Source organism: Sphingosinicella microcystinivorans (assembly GCF_003634215.1).
GTDB classification, from domain to species: domain Bacteria; phylum Pseudomonadota; class Alphaproteobacteria; order Sphingomonadales; family Sphingomonadaceae; genus Sphingosinicella; species Sphingosinicella microcystinivorans.
In genome coordinates this window covers 1,605,530-1,624,547 of sequence record NZ_RBWX01000007.1, presented here as the reverse complement: position 1 = coordinate 1,624,547, position 19,018 = coordinate 1,605,530, and the positions used below count along the sequence as shown (strand labels likewise).

Genomic DNA, 19,018 nt, shown 5'->3' with positions numbered 1-19,018 from the left:
GGTCTTTCAATCAGATGTGAAGCGGGCGCCCGTAAGCGGCAAGCACGCTTTCGTGCATCATTTCCGAAAGCGTCGGGTGCGGGAAGGTCGTGCCCATCAGTTCGGCCTCGGTCGTTTCCAGCTCGCGCGCCACGACATAACCCTGGATCAGCTCGGTTACTTCCGCGCCCACCATGTGCGCCCCCAGAAGCTCGCCGGTCGCCTCGTCGAACACGGTCTTCACGAAGCCCTCGGTCTCGCCGAGCGCGATCGCCTTGCCGTTGCCGATGGCCGGGAACTTGCCGACCTTCACCTTGTATCCGGCTTCCTTCGCCTTCGCCTCGGTGAGGCCCACGGAGGCAACCTGCGGGCGTGAGTAGGTGCAGCCGGGGATATTCGCCGTGCTCATGGCGTGAACATCCTTCACGCCCGCCATCTTCTCCACGCACACGACGGCCTCATGCATCGCCTTGTGCGCGAGCCACGGCCCGGCCGTGACGTCGCCGATCGCCCAGATGCCGTCCACGCTGGTGCGGCCGTAACCGTCCGTTTCGATGTGCTTGTTCGGAAGCTGCTTCACGCCGAGCTTTTCGAGGCCGATGTCCTCGATGTTCGGCACGATGCCGACCGCGACGATAACATGGCTGAACTCCTGCGTTTCAACCTTGCCGTCGGCGAACTTGATCTCGGCTTTCACGCCCTTCGCGGTCGCGTCCAGCTTCTGAACGCCCGTCTTCGTGTGGATCGCCATGCCCTGCTTGGTGAGCGCCTTTTCCATGAACGCGCTGACTTCAGCGTCTTCCACGGGAAGGATACGCTCCAGCATCTCGACGACCGTCACTTTGGCGCCGAGGTCCGAATAGAGGCTTGCAAACTCGATGCCGATCGCGCCCGATCCGATCACCAGCAGCTTTTCCGGCACCGTTTCGGGCACCAGCGCATGGCGATACGTCCAGATGCGCTTGCCGTCGGCCTTCGCGAACGGAAGCTCGCGGGCACGAGCGCCCGTGGCGACGATGATGTTCTTAGCTGAAAGCTCGGTCGTCTTGCCGTCCTTAGAAACGGAGAGCTTGCCCTTCCCCGTCAGCGTGCCGACGCCTTCATGCACGTCGATCTTGTGCTTCTTCATCAGCCCCTTGACGCCGCCGTTCAGCTGATCGGCAACTTTGCGGCTACGCGCCACGACAGCCTTGATGTCAAACGACGGCTTCTCTGCGCTGAGGCCATAAGCCGAAGCGTGCGTCAGATAGTGGAAGATTTCCGACGAGCGCAGCAGCGCCTTGGTCGGGATGCACCCCCAGTTGAGGCAAATACCGCCAAGCCGCTCGCGCTCGACAATGGCCGTCTTCATTCCAAGCTGCGCTGCGCGGATCGCCGCAACATAGCCCCCCGGCCCGGAGCCGAGGACGATGAGGTCATAAGTGTCAGCCATCAAATCTTCCTATCCTTTGAGGTTCCATGAGAACCCAACCGATATAACCTGTAAGAACGCCAAACATGGCGCCAACCCATGGCGAGTAATTCCCTATTGGCTCAACAATAGTCGGAAAACTTAAAGAGCGATCCAAGTAAACCAGTGCTGCTCCTAAGATGGCCCCGATGATGGAAATCAAGAAGAGATCGCCTATGCGCTTTCTTCCGAAAAGCACACACGATGGCCAAAAGCCAATCAACGTTCCTAAAAAAGTATAAGGCAATACGTTTGCAATTATCGGCAGCCCTAAAACCAAACTGGCCAGAATAAATAACGGGGCCTCCAACAACGCTAACATATCCCCCTCTTTTAGAGCGCGCGCAGCTTCAGCGATCGGTAGAAATAAAAATCCTCCAATCGCTGCGCCGCCGATCGCAGTCGCGGGAACCTTCCAGAGCTGGTTCGCGACAATCACGCCAGCAGGCTGAGCGGGTTTTCGACGAGGCGCTTGAACGCCTGCATCAGGCGTGCACCGTCCGCACCGTCGATGGCGCGGTGGTCGAAGCTGCCTGTCGCCGACATCACCGTTGCGATGGCGAGCGCATCGTTCACGATGTACGGCCGCTTCTCGCCCGCACCGATTGCCATGATCATGCCCTGCGGCGGGTTGATGACCGCGTCGAACTGCTTGATGCCGTACATGCCCATGTTGGAGATGGAGGCCGTGCCGCCCTGATACTCGTGCGGCTGCAGCTTGCCTTCCTTGGCGCGGCCCGCGAGTTCCTTCATCTCGGTCGCGATGGCCGAGAGGCTCTTGGCGTCTGCGTCCGTGATGATCGGCGTGATGAGCCCGTTCGGGATTGACACCGCCACAGAGATATCGGCGCGGCTGTACTTGAAAAGCTGATCGCCCGAGATCGAGACGTTGCACTCCGGCACCTCGATCAGCGCGGCGGCGAGCGCCTTGATCAGCAGATCGTTGACGCTGAGCTTCACGCCGCGCGGCTCCAGCGCCGTGTTCAGCTCGCCGCGCAGCTTCAGGAGCGCATCGAGCTGGATATCCACGGTGAGGTAGATGTGCGGGATCGTCTGCTTAGCCTCGGTAAGGCGGCGCGCGATGACCTTGCGCATGTTCGAGAGCTTCACGGCGTCGTGCGGAATCTCGGTATCGAACGCTGCAGGCGCCGCAGGTGCGGCGGCCTTGGCTGCGGGCGCGGCCGCGGCCGGTTTCCCGCCGTCGAGGTCCGCCTTCACGACGCGGCCGCCGGGGCCGCTGCCCTGAACCTCGCCGAGGTCGATGCCCTTGGCTTCGGCGATGCGGCGTGCAAGCGGGCTCGCCTTCACGCGGTCGCCGTCGTCCGTTACCGCCGGTTGCGGCGCTGCCGGTTTCGGCGCTTCAGCTTTCGCTGGTTCAGGCGCCGGCTGCGGCTTCTCTTCGGCCTTGGGGGCCGGTGCGGCCGCCTTCGGAGCTTCCTTGGGTTCGGCTTTTGCAGCCTTCGGCGCGGAAACCTCTTCCCCGTCTTCCGCAAGCACGGCAATCAGCTGGCCAACCGGAACGTCCTCTGTTCCCGCCGCAACCACGATCTTCGCGACGACACCCTCGTCGATGGATTCAACCTCCATCGTCGCCTTGTCGGTTTCGATCTCGGCGATGACGTCGCCGGGCGAAACCTTGTCGCCTTCCTTCACAAGCCATTTCGCGAGTGTTCCCGTCTCCATCGTGGGCGAGAGGGCGGGCATCGTAATGTCAATCGGCATGTTCAGTCCTTGTAGGTGACGCGCTTGGCGGCGGCGACAACGTCGGCGGCCTTCACGAGTGCGGCTTTTTCCAGGTTCGCGGCGTAGGGCAGCGGAACATCGACATTCGTGACGCGGAGAACGGGCGCATCGAGATCGTCGAAGCCATCCTCCATCACGATCGCCATGATTTCAGAAGCGATTGAGCACTGCGGCCAGCCCTCCTCAACGACGACCATGCGGTTCGTCTTCTTGAGGCTCGCGAGAACGGTGGCGCGGTCGAGCGGACGCAGCGTGCGGAGATCGACGACCTCTGCCTCGATCCCCTCGTCCGCCAACGCCTTCGCGGCTTCAAGCGCGACCCCGACGCCGATCGAGTAGGACACGATGGTGACATCGCCCCCCTCGCGCGCGATCCGCGCCTTGCCGATGGGGAGGACATAATCCTCCACCTCAGGCACATCGAAGCTCTGGCCGTAAAGCAGCTCGTTTTCGAGGAAGACGACCGGATCGGGCGAGCGGATTGCTGCCTTCAGAAGGCCCTTCGCGTCCGCCGCGCTGTACGGTGCGATCACGATCAGGCCGGGCACGCTCGCGTACCACGGGCCGTAGTTCTGGCTGTGCTGTGCCGCAACGCGCGACGCCGCGCCGTTCGGGCCGCGAAACACCATGGGGCAGCGCATCTGGCCACCCGACATGTAGTTCGTCTTGGCGGCCGAGTTCACGATATGATCGATCGCCTGCATGGCGAAGTTGAAGGTCATGAACTCGACGATGGGCCGCAGCCCACCCATCGCCGCGCCGGTGCCGACGCCTGCGAAGCCATATTCGGTGATCGGCGTATCGATGACGCGCGCCGGACCGAACTCTTCGAGCAGACCCTGAGTCACCTTATAGGCGCCCTGATACTCCGCGACCTCTTCGCCCATCACGAAAACGCGGCTGTCGGTGCGCATCTCCTCGGCCATCGCATCGCGCAGCGCCTCGCGCACGGTCATGCGGCGAAGGTTCGTACCCGCAGGGATTTCGGGATCGTTCGCGATCGCCGGCTGCGGCGTCGGAATCGCCTTGGCGCCGGAAGGTGCTTCGGTCTTCTGTTCGGGATGCCTTTCAGCCGATGCCTTTTTGGCGACCGGGGGCTCGGTCTTTTCCGGCGGCGCCTCGGCGTCGCCATCCCCTTCCCCGTCATCGATCACGGCAATCAGCGTACCGACGGCAACGCTGTCCGATCCGGCTTCAACCAGGATCTTCGAAACAGTGCCGCCTTCGTCCGATTCCAGTTCCATTGTCGCCTTGTCGGTCTCGATCTCGGCGATCACATCGCCCGGCTTCACCTCGTCGCCTTCCTTCACCAGCCATTTGGCGAGCGTCCCCTCCTCCATCGTGGGAGACATGGCGGGCAGCTTGATCTCGATCGCCATCAGTAGTTCCCCACCAGAACGTCGGTATAGAGCTCTGGAAGCTCCGGTTCAGGCGCCTGCTCGGCGAAGTCGGCGGAATCGTTGACGATGGCCCGCACCTCTTTCTCGATGTCCTTCAGCTTGGTCTCATCGACCCCCGCGGCGAGCAGGTGCTTCTTCGCCGCTTCGATCGGATCGGATTTCTCGCGCATGGCCTGCACCTCCTCACGCGAGCGGTATTTCGCGGGATCGGACATGGAGTGGCCGCGATAGCGGTAGGTCTTCAGTTCAAGAAGCAGCGGCCCCTTGCCGGATCGGACCCATTCGATCGCCATCTGGGCGGCGCCGCGCACTTCAAGCACGTCCATGCCGTTCACCTGGACGCCTTCGATGCGGAAGCTCTCGCCGCGGCGGTAAAGCTGGTCTTCCGCGCTTGCGCGGTTGACGCTCGTGCCCATCGCGTACTGGTTGTTTTCGATCACGTAGACCACGGGGAGCTTCCACAGCTCCGCCATATTGAAGCTTTCGTACACCTGGCCCTGGTTGGCGGCGCCATCACCGAAATAGGTGAGGCAGACGTTGCCGTCGCCCTTGTATTTGTGCGCGAAGGCAAGCCCGGTGCCGAGCGGCACCTGTGCGGCGACGATGCCGTGCCCGCCGTAGAAACCGTGCTCGACACTGAACATGTGCATCGAGCCGCCCTTGCCTTTGGATATGCCGGCAGCGCGCCCGGTCAGTTCTGCCATCACCGCGCGTGATTCGATGCCGCAGGCGAGCATGTGGCCATGGTCGCGGTAACCGGTGATGACACTGTCCCCGGCCTTGAGCGCGGACTGAAGGCCGACCACGACAGCTTCCTGTCCGATGTAGAGGTGGCAGAAACCGCCGATCAGCCCCATGCCGTAAAGCTGGCCCGCCTTTTCCTCGAAACGGCGGATAAGCAGCATCTGGCGGTAGAAATCGAGGAGTTCGTCGACGCTGGCCTTGTAAGGCGAATAGTCGGGCAGCCGGTCCAGTCCTTCGCGCTCTTCAGACTGCCGGTGCGATGTCGCAGCCTTTGTTTTACGAGCAGAAGGTTTGGTCTTGGGCGCTGTTTTCGCCTCTTTGGTTCGCTCGGCGATGATCCCCTCCTCTGGTTCGCAGGGTAAAGTTTTTTACTTCACCGTCGCTATACGTGCGACCGTGTGTAAAGTTCAAGCGCGAGCGCGAACCTTGATTGCTTATTTGTCGAGACGGATGACGAACTCGTCTTCGCGGACGAGGCCCAGATTCTCACGCACGAGTTCGTCGGCGAAGTCTGGATCAACCCGCGCAGGATCAAGCGCGGCGACCTTGCGTTCAAGATCGGCTTTGCGCTTTGCGACGGCTGCGGCCTCATTGGTGAGGCGCGTCTGCTCGGCCTTGTAGCCTCCGAGTGCGAGCACGCCCGTATCGCCCGCGACTGCGTGCCATCCGAAAAACGCGACAAGCCCAATGCAGAGCGCCGGCAGCCAGGCTGCACGCATATAGGAGACAAGGCGGACGGGTTCGCTCACGTCCGCCTTTGAATCACGCGAATCCCAATGATTCAAGCGTTATTTTGCGCGGAGAATGGATCGGCCCGCATATGTGGCCGCATCACCCAGTTCTTCCGCGATGCGGATGAGCTGGTTGTACTTCGCGAGCCGGTCCGAGCGCGCCATGCTGCCGGTCTTGATCTGGCCGCAGTTGGTCGCGACGGCGAGGTCCGCGATGGTGGCGTCCTCGGTCTCGCCGGAACGATGCGACATCACCGCGGTATAGCGCGCGCGGTGCGCCATGTTCACGGCTTCGAGCGTTTCGGAGAGTGTACCAATCTGGTTAACTTTGACCAGAATGGAGTTCGCAGTGCCCTTGACAATGCCGTCGCGCAGGCGCGCCGGGTTCGTCACGAAAAGGTCGTCGCCAACCAGCTGGACACGATCGCCGACACGGTCGGTGAGCAGCTTCCAGCCGTCCCAATCGTCTTCGCCCATGCCGTCCTCGATCGAAATGATCGGGTAGCGGTCGCAAAGGCCCGCGAGGAAATCCACCATCTCGGCTGACGACAGCGACTTGCCCTCGCCCGTCATCTCGTACTTGCCGTCCTTGTGGAATTCGGTGGAGGCGCAGTCGAGCGCCAGCATCACTTCGTCACCCACCTTGAACCCGGCCTTTTCAACGGCGCCCATGATGAAGTCGAGCGCAGCCTCGGCGCTCGCGAGGTTCGGCGCGAAGCCGCCCTCGTCGCCCACGGCGGTCGCAAGACCCTTGTCATGCAGCGATTTCTTCAGGGTGTGGAAAATCTCCGCGCCCCAGCGCAGCCCCTCGCCGAAGCTCTCGGCGCCGACCGGCATGATCATGAATTCCTGGAAATCGATTGGGTTGTCGGCATGAGCGCCGCCGTTCAGGATGTTCATCATCGGCACCGGCAGCACGCTCGCCGAAACGCCGCCAACGTAGCGATAGAGCGGCAGTCCCCGCGAATCCGCTGCGGCCTTCGCCGCTGCCAGGCTGACGCCCAGAATGGCGTTGGCGCCAAGCCGCGCCTTGTTCGGCGTGCCGTCCAGAGAGATCAGCGTGTTGTCGAGTTCGAGCTGATCTTCGGCATCCATGCCGAGCAGCGCGTCCTGAATCTCGCCGTCAACTGCAGCGCACGCCTTCTCCACACCCTTGCCGAGCCAGCGGCTCTTGTCGCCGTCGCGAAGCTCCACAGCCTCGTAGGCACCCGTCGAGGCGCCCGAGGGCACGGCCGCACGGCCGAAGGCGCCATCCTCCAGCGTCACCTCGACCTCCACGGTCGGGTTGCCGCGGCTGTCGAGAATCTGTCTGGCGTGGATGTCGATGATCGCGGTCATGGGGTCGCTCCGGCTTATGAAAATATCGTTCGTGCGCGCTCTTAATCAGCCTCGTCGCGCGGGGCAACGCCGCTTGTAGAGCCAATGTCGCAATGCCGCCTTGTTTTTGTCGAGGACGGAACCAACATCCTGTTCTATTGTTCTATTACAGCTCCTGTAAGCCCGAAAGGAATTGGCATGTCCGACACTCTTCCCGCGCCTGCTGCTGCCGATCCGGTTGCCGCGAAACCGGACCGGCTGGCCACCATCAAGGCTGAAGCCAGCAAGCTGAAGACCGAAGCCTCGACAAAGGCGCGCAGCGCCGCCGAGGAAGGCAAGACCCGCGCCGCCGAAACCCTTGGCAGTGTCTCGCATGTCACGCGCGAAGCCGCCGACAAGCTGAAGGGCACGCAGGCGGAGCCGCTCGCGAACATCATCAATTCAGCCGCCGATTCGGTGGAGTCCTTCGCGCAGCGGATGCGCGAGAAGACCGTCGACGACATTATCGATGACACCCGCGAGATGGTACGCCGTTCGCCGGTGTTGGTGATTGCCGCTGCGGCTGCCGCCGGCTTCATTATCTCGCGCTTCCTCAAGGCGAGCCGCAACGACGACGTCGAAGCCTGAGAGGACCAACAGGGGTGGCCGATCAGGACGTAAAAATCTCCGATCTCTTCGAGCGCCTCGTCGACGAAGGCGGAGACCTACTGCAGGCGGAAGTCCGCATTGCCGAAGCGAAGATCGCCCGGCGTCTTCAATTGGCGCGGCGACCGCTTGGCTTGCTCAGCGCTTCGGTTGCGTTGGCGTTTGTCGCTCTGATGGGCATTGCGACTGCGCTCGTCGTGCTGCTCGGACCGCTCGTCGGATTTTTCCTGGCGGTGGTGATTGTCACTGTGATCGCTGCGGGCGCGTCGTGCGTTTTGTTCGTTGAAGGGCGCAAACGTCTTGAGATCGTGCTCGAGCCCCCATCCCTGCTGCGCCACCGGAGCGAAATGTGAACGACGATCCCGTCAACACGGCCCTCTATGAAGCGGAAGCCGCCGAGGCGCGGCGGCGGATCGCGCTGACCGTCGGCGAGATCCGTCACCGGCTCGATCCCCGCACGATCGCCAACGAGGCGATTGATGCAGCCGCTGAACGGGGGGCGGAACTGGTTGCACGCGGCCGTCAGGCTGCGCGCGAAAATCTTGGCGCTATCTCCATCGTCGGCGCGCTTGCCGGCATGTTGGCGGGCGCTCGGCACAATCGGAAGAGCAGAAAGGCACCCGCCATGAGCGAGTACGAAGATGACTTCGGCAACGAAGCGCCGGGCAAGGACCGGCTGGACAGCGTGAAGCAGACAGCGCAGCAAGTGCGCGAGACGGTGACACACAAGGCGCAGGCTGCCCGCGACGTCGCGGGCGAAAAGCTCGCTTCCGCGCGCCAGCACGCCAATGATGCCTGGGAAACAGCGCGGGAGCGTGCCGCGGACTATTCCGAACGCGCGAAGATCCAGGCAGCGAAGGCGCGCGAGCGGACAGTCGAAAGCGTCGAGGAGAACCCCATCACGGCCGTGCTTGCGGGTGCAGCGCTTGGCGCGATCATCGGTGCATTGCTGCCGCGCAGCAGCAGCGAGAATCGCACGATCGGACCCGTCCGCGACAAGCTCGCGTCAACGGCGCGTACGGCGGCCAGGGTCGCGCGCACAGCCGGTGAAGCAAAGCTTGCCGAGCTTGGGATCAAGGAAGCTGCCAAGCTGCGTTTCAACGAGATCAAGGAGGGCGCGGCCGAGGTCGCCAAGTCCGCAACAACCGCCGTCCGCAGCAAGGGCAAGACGGTGAACGGCACCAATCCCGAAGACGAGGGGCCCGCCGAGCTCGCTTAAGCGGCGGCGGGAACGACCTCGTCGATTTCCGACGGCACGAGGCCCACTTCGCGCAGCATCCGCCGTGCGGAATCGGGTTGCTCGAAGGCTTCGACAACGAGACCGTAGCGGATGCTGGTGAGCCTTGAGACGACCGCCTGCATCAGCTCGCGGTCGCCAAGCCGCCCCGCGCGGATAACGAGCGAGGGTTGCAACTTCCCGGCCGCGTGCAGTTGGTCGACCATGGCGATGAGATCGAGCACATCGGTTTCGCCGCCGCCCAGAATGAACGCCGCACCCTCGGAAACCTGCGAAAGCCCTTTCGCGAACTGCTGAAACCGGTCCCCCTCGCCCGCCATCCGCGCTCTGAGGCGGCTTGAAACCAGCGCGACGAGCCGCTCCGCAATCGCAAGCGGCAGCGATGGGCGGTCAGCGAGCGGCATCGCCACCGCCTCTTCATCCCCGAAGCGTTCGACGGCACGCGCCATCGCGGCTTCGGCGATGTCGGCGCCGGCATTGGCGGCAAGCGTCGAGACTGCCCGCACTTCGGCATGTTCAACGATCGCCGCCGAAACCGGCTCCCGCACCACGGGCCGCGCGGCGATGGCGACGCGGTGGTCTTCGCTCCGCGACTTCACGATCTCCACGAGCATATCGTCGTCGAGGAGATCGCTCGCCTTCAGGATCGGCTCGGCGACCTCGATGACGTCGTGCGCCATGCGCAGTGCCACGTCCTGCGGAATGTCCGTACTCGAAGCGATGGTCTGTGCGAGCGCCTTGCGCACTTCAACTTCGACGTCCCGAGCGATCGCGCGCACAATATCGTCCGCGATTCCGCGTTCTCGGTCGCCGAATAGGCGCTGCGTGTAGCTGTGCCCCAGCTTCAGCGCGAGCGCGCGGCGGGCCTCTGCATCGGCGTTCTCCTGGAGCCGCTCGACGTCGGCAAGAGAGGGCAGAAGCGGGTCCATCTCTTTACAATAGCCCGAAAAACATTACCGATTAATCGCCGATTCACAGGGGATCGTGCATTCCAGCATTATGGAAAAGAAAGCTACGCACATGAAAACGCGCGCTGTCCGTCTGGTTGCCCTTTCCGCCTTTGCGGTGTTGATCGCCGGTCCGGCGTCAGCGGCAGACGGAGCGCAGCTGTTCAAGACCCGCTGCGGCATCTGTCACTGGGACCCGGCACAGGCGGGGGAAAAGCCGCGCCAGGGGCCATCGCTCAAAAAGCTGATCGGGCGCACTGCCGGCACCGAAAAAAGTTTTCCGCGCTATTCCCCGGCGATGAAAAAAGCCGGGTTCACGTGGACTGCGGAGAAGCTCGACACGTATCTCGACAATCCCCGCAAGGTGGTTCCGGGAACTTCCATGGCCTTTGTCGGGTTGAAGAAGCCTGACGAGCGCAAGGCGGTCGTCGACTATCTCTTGAAGGCGTCGCGCTGAGCGCACGCCGAACCTATGGAGTTCTGATCGATGTTCATTCGCGCGATAGCGGTTCTTCTTGCCTCTGCGGCGGTCGCCACGCCTGCGGTAAGCCTTGCGGCGCCGGCGACGGCGCCTGCCGATAACGGCAAGGCTGCCGGCAACTTCATTGCCGACCTCTCTCAGCGCGCCTATGCCGTGCTTCGCGACAAGTCGAACGACAAGGATGACGTGCGCACCAAATTCCGTGCGCTGCTGAAGGAAAACTTTGCCGTCACCGACATCGGAAACCGCCTGATCCGTCGCCATGTGCGCACGATCACGAAGCAGCAGTATCAGGCTTATCAGGCGGCGTTCCCGAATTACGTCGTCGATACGTATACCGACAACCTGTTCGAGTTCGCCGACAGCGAGCTCAAGGTTGTCCGCACCGTGCCGCGCGGTACACGCGGAACGATCGACGTTTACGCCCGCGTCATCCGCAACAATGGCGCGCAGCCGATTGATTCGATCTGGACCGTGAAGAAGAATGAAAGCGGCAAATACGTCGTCGACAACCTCACGGTGGCGGGCGTCAACCTGTCGCTCACGCAGGAAGCCGACTTCACCGCCTACATCCAGAAAAACGGCTTCGACGCGCTCGTCCAGTTCATGAGGGACCGCAAGTCCGCATGACATCGACACTTGACTGTGAAGCTGCGGCGTTCGTCCATCCGTCGGCGCAGCTTTACGGTCGGGTCCGCCTCGAAGAAGGCGCCTCGGTGTGGTGCAACGCGGTCATGCGTTCGGAGGCGGAGCATATCCGCATCGGACGCTTCACGAACATTCAGGACTTCGTGATGATCCACGCCGAGCCGGGCCGGGCCGTGGAAATCGGCGACTATTGCTCGATCACCCACCATGCCACCATTCACGGCTGCAAGCTCGGAAACAACGTGCTCGTCGGTGTGAATGCCACGATCTTCAATGATGCGGTGATCGGCGACAACAGCATCGTCGGCCAGCACGCCTTCGTGCGTGAAGGCACGCAGGTGCCGCCGAACAGCATCGTCGTCGGCTCCCCTGCGAAGGTCATCCGCACCCACAACAGCTGGATCGCGAACCGGGCGAACGCGCTTATCTATCACCGCAACGCACTCGCCTATGCAAAGGGCGACCACAGGGCCTGGGAAGGGCCGGACTTCGAGCGCTGGCTCGGTGCGACGCTGGAACGCTTGCAGAGCGAGTTCGAGGCGCTATAGCGCACGTACATGGACCAGACTGAAAAACAGAAACTCCACCTCGTGTTCGGCGGACGCGTTGCCGATCCGCGCGGGCTCGAGTTTGAAGACCTCTCCGCGCTCGACATCGTCGGCATTTTTCCTGACTTCAAGAGCGCGGAAAACGCGTGGCGTGCGAACGCGCAGCGTACGGTGGACGATGCGGCAATGAAATACGTCGTCGTGCATCTGCACCGGCTGCTGGAGCCCGACGCGGACCCTGCCGCTTAGTGTAACCGCTTTGCTATGGCAGCGCGGGCGAGCGGCAGCGCCGTGATCAGGCCCGCCACGAAGCCGCCGATGTGCGCGCCCACCGCGATGCCGCCCCCATCCGTATTGAGCACGAGCCCCGTTGCAACCTGCAAGCCGATCCACAGCGCGGCCAGCTGGAGCGCCCGGGCGAACTCACCCTTCCCGCCCGAACGCCCGAAGATCATCGCGTGAGCGGCGAAGACGCCGGAAATAGCGCCGCTCGCACCCACCACAGGGATCGGCGAGCCGGGATCGAGCGCGACCTGCACGAGCCCGCCTGCGATACCCGAGACGAAGAACAGCAGCAGATAGCGCCAGCGGCCAAGCACGGCCTCCACGAAGCGGCCGATCCATGCAAGGAACAGCATGTTGAAGCCGAGGTGCGCCCAGCTTCCGTGGAGAAAGATCGAGGAAACGAGCGTCGCGGGTGCCGGGATCGCGTGATCGAGGACGAGCGAACCGCTGATCCGCGCCGGGATCAGCCCGCCGCCCATGTTGATCGCCACCTCGAAAGCCTGGCCGCCAAGCGTCACCGCGAGCTGGATAAGCACGCAGGCGATGATGATCGCGCGGGTCGCGAGATCCACGCGTTCAGCTTGCACCGGCTTTTGCCTTTCAGATGAAGTTGAGCTTGGCGATCTCGTAATACTTGTCGCCGGACGGGGTCGAAACTTCGACCTCCTCGCCGACACGACGCCCGATGAGCGCGCGGCCGAGCGGGGATGTGTACGAGATACGGCCCTGCTTGGCATCGGCCTCATAGGGGCCGACGATCTGGTAAACAACGGGCTTGTCGTCTTCGTCGAGGAGATCGACCGTGGCGCCGAACACCACCTTGTCGCCCGAAAGCGTTGTCGGATCGATCACCTGTGCGCGGGCGAGCTGGTCTTCCAGCTCGATGATCTGCGCCTCGATCTGGCCCTGACGTTCCTTCGCGGCGTGATACTCGGCGTTTTCCGAAAGGTCGCCGTGTGCGCGCGCCTCCTCGATGGCCTGCACCACCTCGGGACGGTCCACCGTCTTCAGCTTTTGCAGCTCGGCCTGCATCTTCGCATGGCCGGACGGCAGGATCGGAAGCTTTTCAAGCGTCGCCATATTCGTAACCCACTCCTCAGCCCACTCCCCCGGCAAACCGGCCCCTCAGCGGAAAATCCGCCGTGTCTTCGCCAGAACTGTCGGGGATCAGGTATCGAGATCAGAATAGTAAGATTGCAGCGAGCGGACTGCAAGGGGTTGTTGCCGCATTGCGCCGATCGCCCGCACCGTCGCCAGCGATTCCGCCGCCGTCGTATAGTACGGAATCTTGCCGTAAAGCGCCGAAGCGCGGATCGATTGGGAATCCTTCAGGCTCTGTGCGCCCTCGGTCGTGTTGAAGATGAGGTCGATGTCGCCGTCCTTGATCCGGTCGACGATATGCGGCCGCCCTTCGAGCACTTTGTTGACCGGCTCCACCGCGATTCCCTGCTCAGCAAGGTAGCTCGCCGTGCCCGAGGTCGCGACGATACGGAAACCAAGTTCGATCAGTCCCTTGGCAGCGGCAAGGATCACCGGCTTGTCGGTGTCTTTCACCGAAACAAACACCGTGCCGCTATCGGGCAGCGTCGTCCCTGCGCCGAGTTGGCTCTTGGCGAAGGCCGTGGCGAAATCGACATCGATGCCCATCACCTCGCCTGTCGACTTCATTTCCGGCCCGAGGATCGGGTCCACGCCCGGGAAGCGCGCAAACGGGAACACGGCCTCTTTCACCGCGATATAGGGAATATCGCGGTTGATCGGCCCGAACGAGGCGAGCGCCTCGCCCGCCATCACGCGCGCGGCAATCTTGGCGATCGGCCGTCCGATGGCCTTCGCCACGAACGGCACCGTGCGGCTGGCGCGCGGGTTCACCTCGATGAGGTAAACCGCGCCGTCTTTCACGGCATACTGCACGTTCATCAGGCCTTTGACCTTCAGCGCGATCGCAAGCGCCACCGTCTGCCGCTCGATCTCTGCGACCACGTCGGCGGCGAGGCTGTAGGGCGGCAGCGAGCAGGCGCTGTCGCCCGAATGGACCCCCGCCTCCTCGATGTGCTGAAGCACGCCCGCCACGACCACATCGGTTCCGTCCGACAGGGCGTCGACATCGACCTCGACCGCATCGCGCAGATACTGGTCGACAAGCACCGGCGAGGAGCCGGACACCTTCACTGCCGTCGCGATGTAGGTTTCGAGCTGCGTCTGGTTCTCCACGACCTCCATCGCGCGGCCACCGAGCACGTAGGACGGGCGCAGCAGCACCGGATAGCCGATGCGGTCCGCCTCGCGGATCGCCTCTTCAAGGCTGCGCGCAAGACCATTCGAAGGCTGCTTGAGGCCAAGGTCGCCGACGAGCTTCGCGAACCGCTCGCGGTCCTCGGCAAGGTCAATGGCGTCGGGCGAGGTGCCGAGGATCGGGATGCCCGCATCCTCCAGTCCCTGCGCGAGCTTCAGCGGTGTTTGCCCGCCGAACTGCACGATTACGCCCGCGAGTGTGCCGTTCGACATCTCGACGTTGAGGATTTCGAGCACGTCTTCGGTGGTCAGCGGCTCGAAATACAGGCGGTCCGACGTGTCGTAGTCGGTCGAGACCGTTTCCGGATTGCAGTTGACCATGATGGTCTCGTAGCCCGCGTCGTCGAGCGCAAAGCAGGCGTGGCAGCAGCAATAGTCGAACTCGATGCCCTGCCCGATCCGGTTCGGCCCGCCGCCGAGGATGACGACCTTTTTCGCGTCCGTGGGCTGGCTCTCGTCCTCAGGCGTGCCGAAGCTTGGCGCCTCGTAGGTCGAGTACATGTAGGGCGTCTTCGCTTCGAACTCCGCGGCACATGTATCGATGCGCTTGAACACGGGGCGGACACCGAGCCCGCGGCGCTGCTCAGCGACCGCTGCCTCGTGCCAGCCGACGAGCGTTGCGAGCCGCGCGTCCGAAAAGCCCATCGCCTTCAGCGCGCGGAAATCGTCAGCGCCTTTCGGCAGGCCGTTTTCACGAACCTTTTCCTCGGCGTCCACGATCTCGCGGATGCGCGCGATGAACCATGGATCGTAAGCGGAAAGGCGGTGGATGTCGGCGTCCGAAATGCCGCGCCGGATCGCTTCGGCCACGACAAGCAGCCGGTCCGGGGTCGCGAGCGCCAGCGCCGCTTCAACTTCGTCGTTGCCCGCACCCGCCAGCGCCTCGACCTCGTCGAAGCCGGTCAGCCCGGTTTCGAGGCCGCGCAGCGCCTTCTGCATGCTTTCGTGGATCGAGCGTCCGATCGCCATCACCTCGCCCACCGATTTCATGGCCGTCGTGAGCGTGTTTGCTGCCCCCTTGAACTTCTCGAACGCGAAGCGCGGAATCTTGGTGACGACATAGTCGATCGTCGGCTCGAAGCTCGCGGGCGTCGCGCCGGTGATGTCGTTCTCGATCTCGTCGAGCGTGTAGCCCACCGCGAGCTTCGCCGCGACCTTGGCGATCGGGAAGCCGGTCGCCTTCGAGGCGAGCGCCGAGGACCGCGACACGCGCGGGTTCATCTCGATGACGACGAGCCGACCGTTCTTCGGGTTGACCGCGAACTGGACGTTCGAACCACCTGTTTCCACGCCGATTTCACGCAGGACCGCGATGCTCGCGTTCCGCATGATCTGATATTCCTTGTCGGTCAGCGTGAGCGCGGGGGCGACGGTGATGCTGTCCCCCGTGTGGACGCCCATCGGGTCGACGTTCTCGATCGAGCAGATAATGATGGCGTTGTCGTTCCGGTCGCGGACGACTTCCATCTCATACTCTTTCCAGCCGAGCAGCGATTCCTCGATCAGCACCTCGGTTGTCGGGCTCGCATCGAGCCCGCCGCGCACGATCTCCTCGAACTCCTGGCGGTTATAGGCGACGCCGCCGCCGGTGCCGCCCATCGTGAAGCTCGGGCGGATGATGGAGGGGAGCCCCGTGCGCTCCAGCACCTCGAAGGCCTCATCGAGCGTATGCGCGATGCCCGAGCGCGCGCTTTCCAGCCCGATCTTGTCCATCGCTTCACGGAACTTCAGCCGGTCCTCGGCCTTGTCGATGGCTTCCGCGTCAGCGCCGATCAGCTCGACGCCGTATTTTTCAAGCGTGCCGTCGCGCGCCAGCGCCAGGGCGGTATTCAGCGCCGTCTGCCCGCCCATCGTCGGCAGCACAGCGTCAGGCCGCTCCTTCTCGATGATCTTCGCGACGATCTCAGGCGTGATCGGCTCAACATAGGTCGCGTCCGCCATGTCCGGGTCGGTCATGATCGTGGCGGGGTTCGAGTTCACCAGAATGATCCGGTACCCCTCCTCGCGCAGCGCCTTGCACGCCTGCGTGCCCGAATAATCGAACTCGCACGCCTGCCCGATGACGATGGGACCTGCGCCGATGATGAGGATGGAGGAAATGTCCGTGCGTTTGGGCATCTATTTTCCAAATATTATAGAACAAATAACCTGCACAATTTGGTAAATATTGAGCATGGCAGTTAAATTTTTCGAGTTTAAAAGCTCAACAATCGCCTTCCATTCTGGTTCAGGCGATTCGACAAGAAGGATAAGCGATGCCGTAATTCTTTTTGCCTTATCTTTCTCAGCGTTAGTTAGCCCTGTTTTTTCAATAATATCATCAATTTCATGAATTTTTGATGTTATGATATCGACAAGGTCGGGGCGCGTCTGAAGACGGTTTTCAATTCCCGTCCAACGTGAACTTTCAACTGCAGGCGATACGCGATCCGTATAGGTTTCGAGTGCTTCGATCGAAGCAGGAGAATTGTCCTGGAAACGACGTGAAGCGCCCTCTCGTTCCTCGCGGGCCGCTGAGTAAGATATGCCGTTCTGCTCCAGGTGTGTTGCTATGTTGTCGCCGCCGATCTCATCTTCTACCCACTGACGCCCGCTGTCCGTGATGTTGACGACATGGCTCTGAACGTGATGCTCTGGTCCATCCCGCACAACAAATCGATCGTCTTGTTTTAACGCATCGACAAAGTCCTGCTCTCTAGCAAACCCGACATCATATCGTTTCGCCAGCTCGCCGAGCGCAAACATTTCTCGTGGTTCATCAGTACAAGCGTCGCAAACGATTACAGCGAAGAGATCGAGAGTATCTCGATTGATCACTTGATCATCCCCACGAACTTCTGGAACAGATAGAAACTGTCCTGCGGGCCGGGACTCGCCTCAGGGTGATACTGCACCGAAAACGCCGTCTTGTCGGTCAGCTCAAGGCCGCAGTTGGAGCCGTCGAACAGCGAGACGTGCGTGGCGCGCGCATTTGCCGGCAGCGTGTCCGCGTCCACCGCGAAGCCGTGGTTCATGCTGGTGATCTCGACGAGACCATCAGAGAGCCGCTTCACCGGGTGGTTCGCGCCGCGATGGCCCTGATGCATCTTCGCGGTTTTCGCGCCAACGGCGAGGCCGAGGAGCTGGTGGCCGAGGCAGATGCCGAAGATCGGCACGTTCGCGTCGAGCAGCTTCTTGATGACCGGCACCGCATATTCGCCGGTTGCGGCGGGGTCGCCGGGACCGTTCGAGAGGAACACGCCGTCCGGGCGCAGCGCCATCACTTCCTCGAAGGTCGCCGTCGCGGGCACAACGGTCACGCTCGCGCCCGCTGCCGTGAGGTTCCGGAGAATATTGTTCTTGGCGCCGTAGTCGATGGCAACGACGTGCGGCCGTCCCTCGCCCGCGCTCTCACCGTACCCCTGCCCGAGCTGCCACGGCCCGCCGGACCAGTCCTGCCGCGCATCGCGCGTCACGTCCTTGGCGAGGTCCATGCCCTCAAGTCCCGGCCACGCCTTCGCCTCGGCGAGCAGCGCGTCGAGGTCGAACATGCCGGAGGGGCTGTGCGCGATCACGGCGTTCGGCGCGCCGATCTCGCGGATGCGCCGGGTGAGCGCGCGCGTGTCCACGCCCGACAGTCCGACACGTCCCTTGCGCTTCATCCACGCGTCGAAGCCTTCGGCGCTGCGGAAGTTGCTGGGTGACGTCACGTCCTGCCGCACCACGCACCCGACGGCGGCGGGCGTGTCCGCCTCGATATCCTCGGGGTTGGTGCCGACGTTGCCGATGTGCGGGAAGGTGAAGGTGACGATCTGCCCGGCGTAGGAGGGATCGGTCATCACCTCCTGATAGCCGGTCATCGCGGTGTTGAAGCAAACCTCGCCGACGGCGTGACCCTCGGCGCCGAAGCCGCGCCCCCAGATCGTTGTGCCGTCCGCGAGAATCAATACCCCCGTGGCTCCTTTGGGTGCGCGCGCGGGTTTGGCGTCGGACACGTGGTCTGGCCCCTTCGAATCTGGTTTCGTGCTTTGTGGCTAAGGCGCCTAGCTATTGGCGAGGGTCCGGAGCGTCAATCTATTCTTTTGCCTTTTTGGCGGCTAGACGGACCCCTTGCTCTTAAAGGGATGAAAAGCATGATTCGCGACGACATCAAGGCGGCGCAGGTGGCGGCCATGAAGGCAGGCGAGAAGGAACGGCTGGCGGCCGTGCGTCTGATCCTCGCGAAGCTCAAGGATCGCGATATCGAGCTTCGCACCGCGAAATCCGTGCCGGACGATGACGTCATTGTCGTCGATGTTCTGCAGAAAATGGCGAAACAGCGCCGCGAATCCATCACCATGTTCGAACAGGGCGGGCGCGACGAGCTCGCCGCGCAGGAAAAGGCGGAGCTTGCGGTCATCGAATCTTTCCTCCCCGCCATGATGGGTCCGGACGAGGTGAAAGCCGCCGTCGCCGCCATCGTTGCCGAGATCGGCGCCGCCGGCCCCAAGGACATGGGCCGTGTGATGGCCGAGGTGAAGGCGCGCCACGCGGGGCAGATCGACATGAGCACGGTCAGCGGAGTCGTCAAAGCCGCGCTGGCGGGATAG

Annotated in this window: 21 protein-coding genes; 8 read left to right on the top strand and 13 right to left on the bottom strand. The window is 62.8% G+C overall.

Translation table 11 applies throughout. The features are described 5' to 3' along the window. Positions 1–10: 10 nt before the first annotated feature. The 7 genes from lpdA to eno all read right to left on the bottom strand — a co-directional run bounded on the left by lpdA (position 11) and on the right by eno (position 7,385). Entirely contained in the window at positions 11–1,411 is a 1,401-nt protein-coding gene (lpdA, locus tag DFR51_RS07715; protein WP_121048827.1) for a dihydrolipoyl dehydrogenase, read from the bottom strand. Then, positions 1,404–1,868 (bottom strand): hypothetical protein, encoded by a 465-nt coding sequence (locus DFR51_RS18765; RefSeq protein WP_126494778.1) that lies wholly within the window; start codon positions 1,866–1,868, stop codon positions 1,404–1,406. Before DFR51_RS18765 ends, lpdA begins: the two co-directional genes overlap by 8 nt. Continuing rightward, positions 1,865–3,151 carry a pyruvate dehydrogenase complex dihydrolipoamide acetyltransferase gene (locus DFR51_RS07710; protein WP_121048824.1) on the bottom strand — a complete coding sequence of 429 codons (1,287 nt, stop codon included), beginning with the start codon at positions 3,149–3,151 and terminating at the stop codon, positions 1,865–1,867. Before DFR51_RS07710 ends, DFR51_RS18765 begins: the two co-directional genes overlap by 4 nt. A 2-nt stretch (positions 3,152–3,153) precedes the next feature. Then, positions 3,154–4,551: a pyruvate dehydrogenase complex E1 component subunit beta gene (locus DFR51_RS07705; protein ID WP_121048821.1), complete on the bottom strand. Its 1,398-nt coding sequence runs from the start codon at positions 4,549–4,551 to the stop codon at positions 3,154–3,156. Next, the gene (pdhA, locus tag DFR51_RS07700; protein ID WP_243445650.1) at positions 4,551–5,546 is read right to left on the bottom strand and encodes a pyruvate dehydrogenase (acetyl-transferring) E1 component subunit alpha; all 996 of its coding nucleotides are present in this window, start codon (positions 5,544–5,546) and stop codon (positions 4,551–4,553) included. The genes DFR51_RS07705 and pdhA overlap by 1 nt, the downstream gene beginning before the upstream one ends. Before the next feature lie 204 nt (positions 5,547–5,750). Then, positions 5,751–6,065 (bottom strand): FtsB family cell division protein, encoded by a 315-nt coding sequence (locus tag DFR51_RS07695; protein WP_126494776.1) that lies wholly within the window; start codon positions 6,063–6,065, stop codon positions 5,751–5,753. A 39-nt stretch (positions 6,066–6,104) separates the two neighbouring features. Further along, a complete protein-coding gene (eno, locus tag DFR51_RS07690; RefSeq protein WP_121048812.1) occupies positions 6,105–7,385 on the bottom strand; it encodes a phosphopyruvate hydratase in 1,281 nt (426 codons plus the stop codon). A 177-nt stretch (positions 7,386–7,562) separates the two neighbouring features. On the opposite strand from eno, the gene DFR51_RS07685 reads away from it, so the two are divergent. From DFR51_RS07685 to DFR51_RS07675, 3 genes are read left to right on the top strand one after another with little or no spacing between them, the layout of a single operon-like run. Then, on the top strand, positions 7,563–7,991 hold the full coding sequence (locus DFR51_RS07685; RefSeq protein WP_121048809.1) for a hypothetical protein: 429 nt from the start codon (positions 7,563–7,565) through the stop codon (positions 7,989–7,991). Between the two features lie 14 nt (positions 7,992–8,005). Continuing rightward, a complete protein-coding gene (locus tag DFR51_RS07680) occupies positions 8,006–8,362 on the top strand; it encodes a phage holin family protein (protein ID WP_160119213.1) in 357 nt (118 codons plus the stop codon). After that, positions 8,359–9,228, top strand: a complete 870-nt coding sequence (locus DFR51_RS07675) for a DUF883 family protein (RefSeq protein WP_121048802.1) — start codon at positions 8,359–8,361, stop codon at positions 9,226–9,228. Before DFR51_RS07680 ends, DFR51_RS07675 begins: the two co-directional genes overlap by 4 nt. On the opposite strand, the gene DFR51_RS07670 is transcribed toward DFR51_RS07675, so the two are convergent. After that, positions 9,225–10,175 carry a DUF2336 domain-containing protein gene (locus tag DFR51_RS07670; RefSeq protein ID WP_121048799.1) on the bottom strand — a complete coding sequence of 317 codons (951 nt, stop codon included), beginning with the start codon at positions 10,173–10,175 and terminating at the stop codon, positions 9,225–9,227. The genes DFR51_RS07675 and DFR51_RS07670 overlap by 4 nt on opposite strands. Before the next feature lie 91 nt (positions 10,176–10,266). Between DFR51_RS07670 and DFR51_RS07665 the strand changes: the two genes are divergently transcribed. The 4 genes from DFR51_RS07665 to DFR51_RS07650 are packed head-to-tail and all read left to right on the top strand — an operon-like array spanning position 10,267 to position 12,119. After that, the gene (locus tag DFR51_RS07665) at positions 10,267–10,650 is read left to right on the top strand and encodes a c-type cytochrome (RefSeq protein ID WP_121049949.1); all 384 of its coding nucleotides are present in this window, start codon (positions 10,267–10,269) and stop codon (positions 10,648–10,650) included. Between the two features lie 30 nt (positions 10,651–10,680). Next, the gene (locus tag DFR51_RS07660; RefSeq protein ID WP_121048796.1) at positions 10,681–11,304 is read left to right on the top strand and encodes an MlaC/ttg2D family ABC transporter substrate-binding protein; all 624 of its coding nucleotides are present in this window, start codon (positions 10,681–10,683) and stop codon (positions 11,302–11,304) included. Beyond that, positions 11,301–11,870, top strand: coding sequence for a gamma carbonic anhydrase family protein (locus tag DFR51_RS07655; protein ID WP_121048793.1), 570 nt, complete (start codon positions 11,301–11,303; stop codon positions 11,868–11,870). Before DFR51_RS07660 ends, DFR51_RS07655 begins: the two co-directional genes overlap by 4 nt. A gap of 9 nt (positions 11,871–11,879) precedes the next feature. Continuing rightward, positions 11,880–12,119, top strand: a complete 240-nt coding sequence (locus tag DFR51_RS07650; RefSeq protein WP_121048790.1) for a DUF4170 domain-containing protein — start codon at positions 11,880–11,882, stop codon at positions 12,117–12,119. Here the strand turns inward: DFR51_RS07650 and DFR51_RS07645 are convergent. The 5 genes from DFR51_RS07645 to carA all read right to left on the bottom strand — a co-directional run bounded on the left by DFR51_RS07645 (position 12,116) and on the right by carA (position 18,424). Further along, the gene (locus tag DFR51_RS07645) at positions 12,116–12,742 is read right to left on the bottom strand and encodes a rhomboid family intramembrane serine protease (RefSeq protein ID WP_126494774.1); all 627 of its coding nucleotides are present in this window, start codon (positions 12,740–12,742) and stop codon (positions 12,116–12,118) included. The two genes, DFR51_RS07650 and DFR51_RS07645, sit on opposite strands and share 4 nt — an antisense overlap. Positions 12,743–12,755: 13 nt before the next feature. After that, entirely contained in the window at positions 12,756–13,235 is a 480-nt protein-coding gene (gene greA, locus DFR51_RS07640; protein WP_121048783.1) for a transcription elongation factor GreA, read from the bottom strand. A gap of 87 nt (positions 13,236–13,322) precedes the next feature. Continuing rightward, positions 13,323–16,568 (bottom strand): carbamoyl-phosphate synthase large subunit, encoded by a 3,246-nt coding sequence (gene carB / locus DFR51_RS07635; RefSeq protein WP_121048780.1) that lies wholly within the window; start codon positions 16,566–16,568, stop codon positions 13,323–13,325. Beyond that, a complete protein-coding gene (locus tag DFR51_RS18760) occupies positions 16,569–17,195 on the bottom strand; it encodes a hypothetical protein (RefSeq protein ID WP_126494772.1) in 627 nt (208 codons plus the stop codon). Positions 17,196–17,263: 68 nt separating this feature from the next. Continuing rightward, a complete protein-coding gene (gene carA / locus DFR51_RS07630; RefSeq protein ID WP_121048777.1) occupies positions 17,264–18,424 on the bottom strand; it encodes a glutamine-hydrolyzing carbamoyl-phosphate synthase small subunit in 1,161 nt (386 codons plus the stop codon). A 138-nt stretch (positions 18,425–18,562) separates the two neighbouring features. Here carA and DFR51_RS07625 point away from each other — a divergent pair, with 138 nt between their 5' ends. Beyond that, positions 18,563–19,018 carry a GatB/YqeY domain-containing protein gene (locus tag DFR51_RS07625; protein WP_121049946.1) on the top strand — a complete coding sequence of 152 codons (456 nt, stop codon included), beginning with the start codon at positions 18,563–18,565 and terminating at the stop codon, positions 19,016–19,018.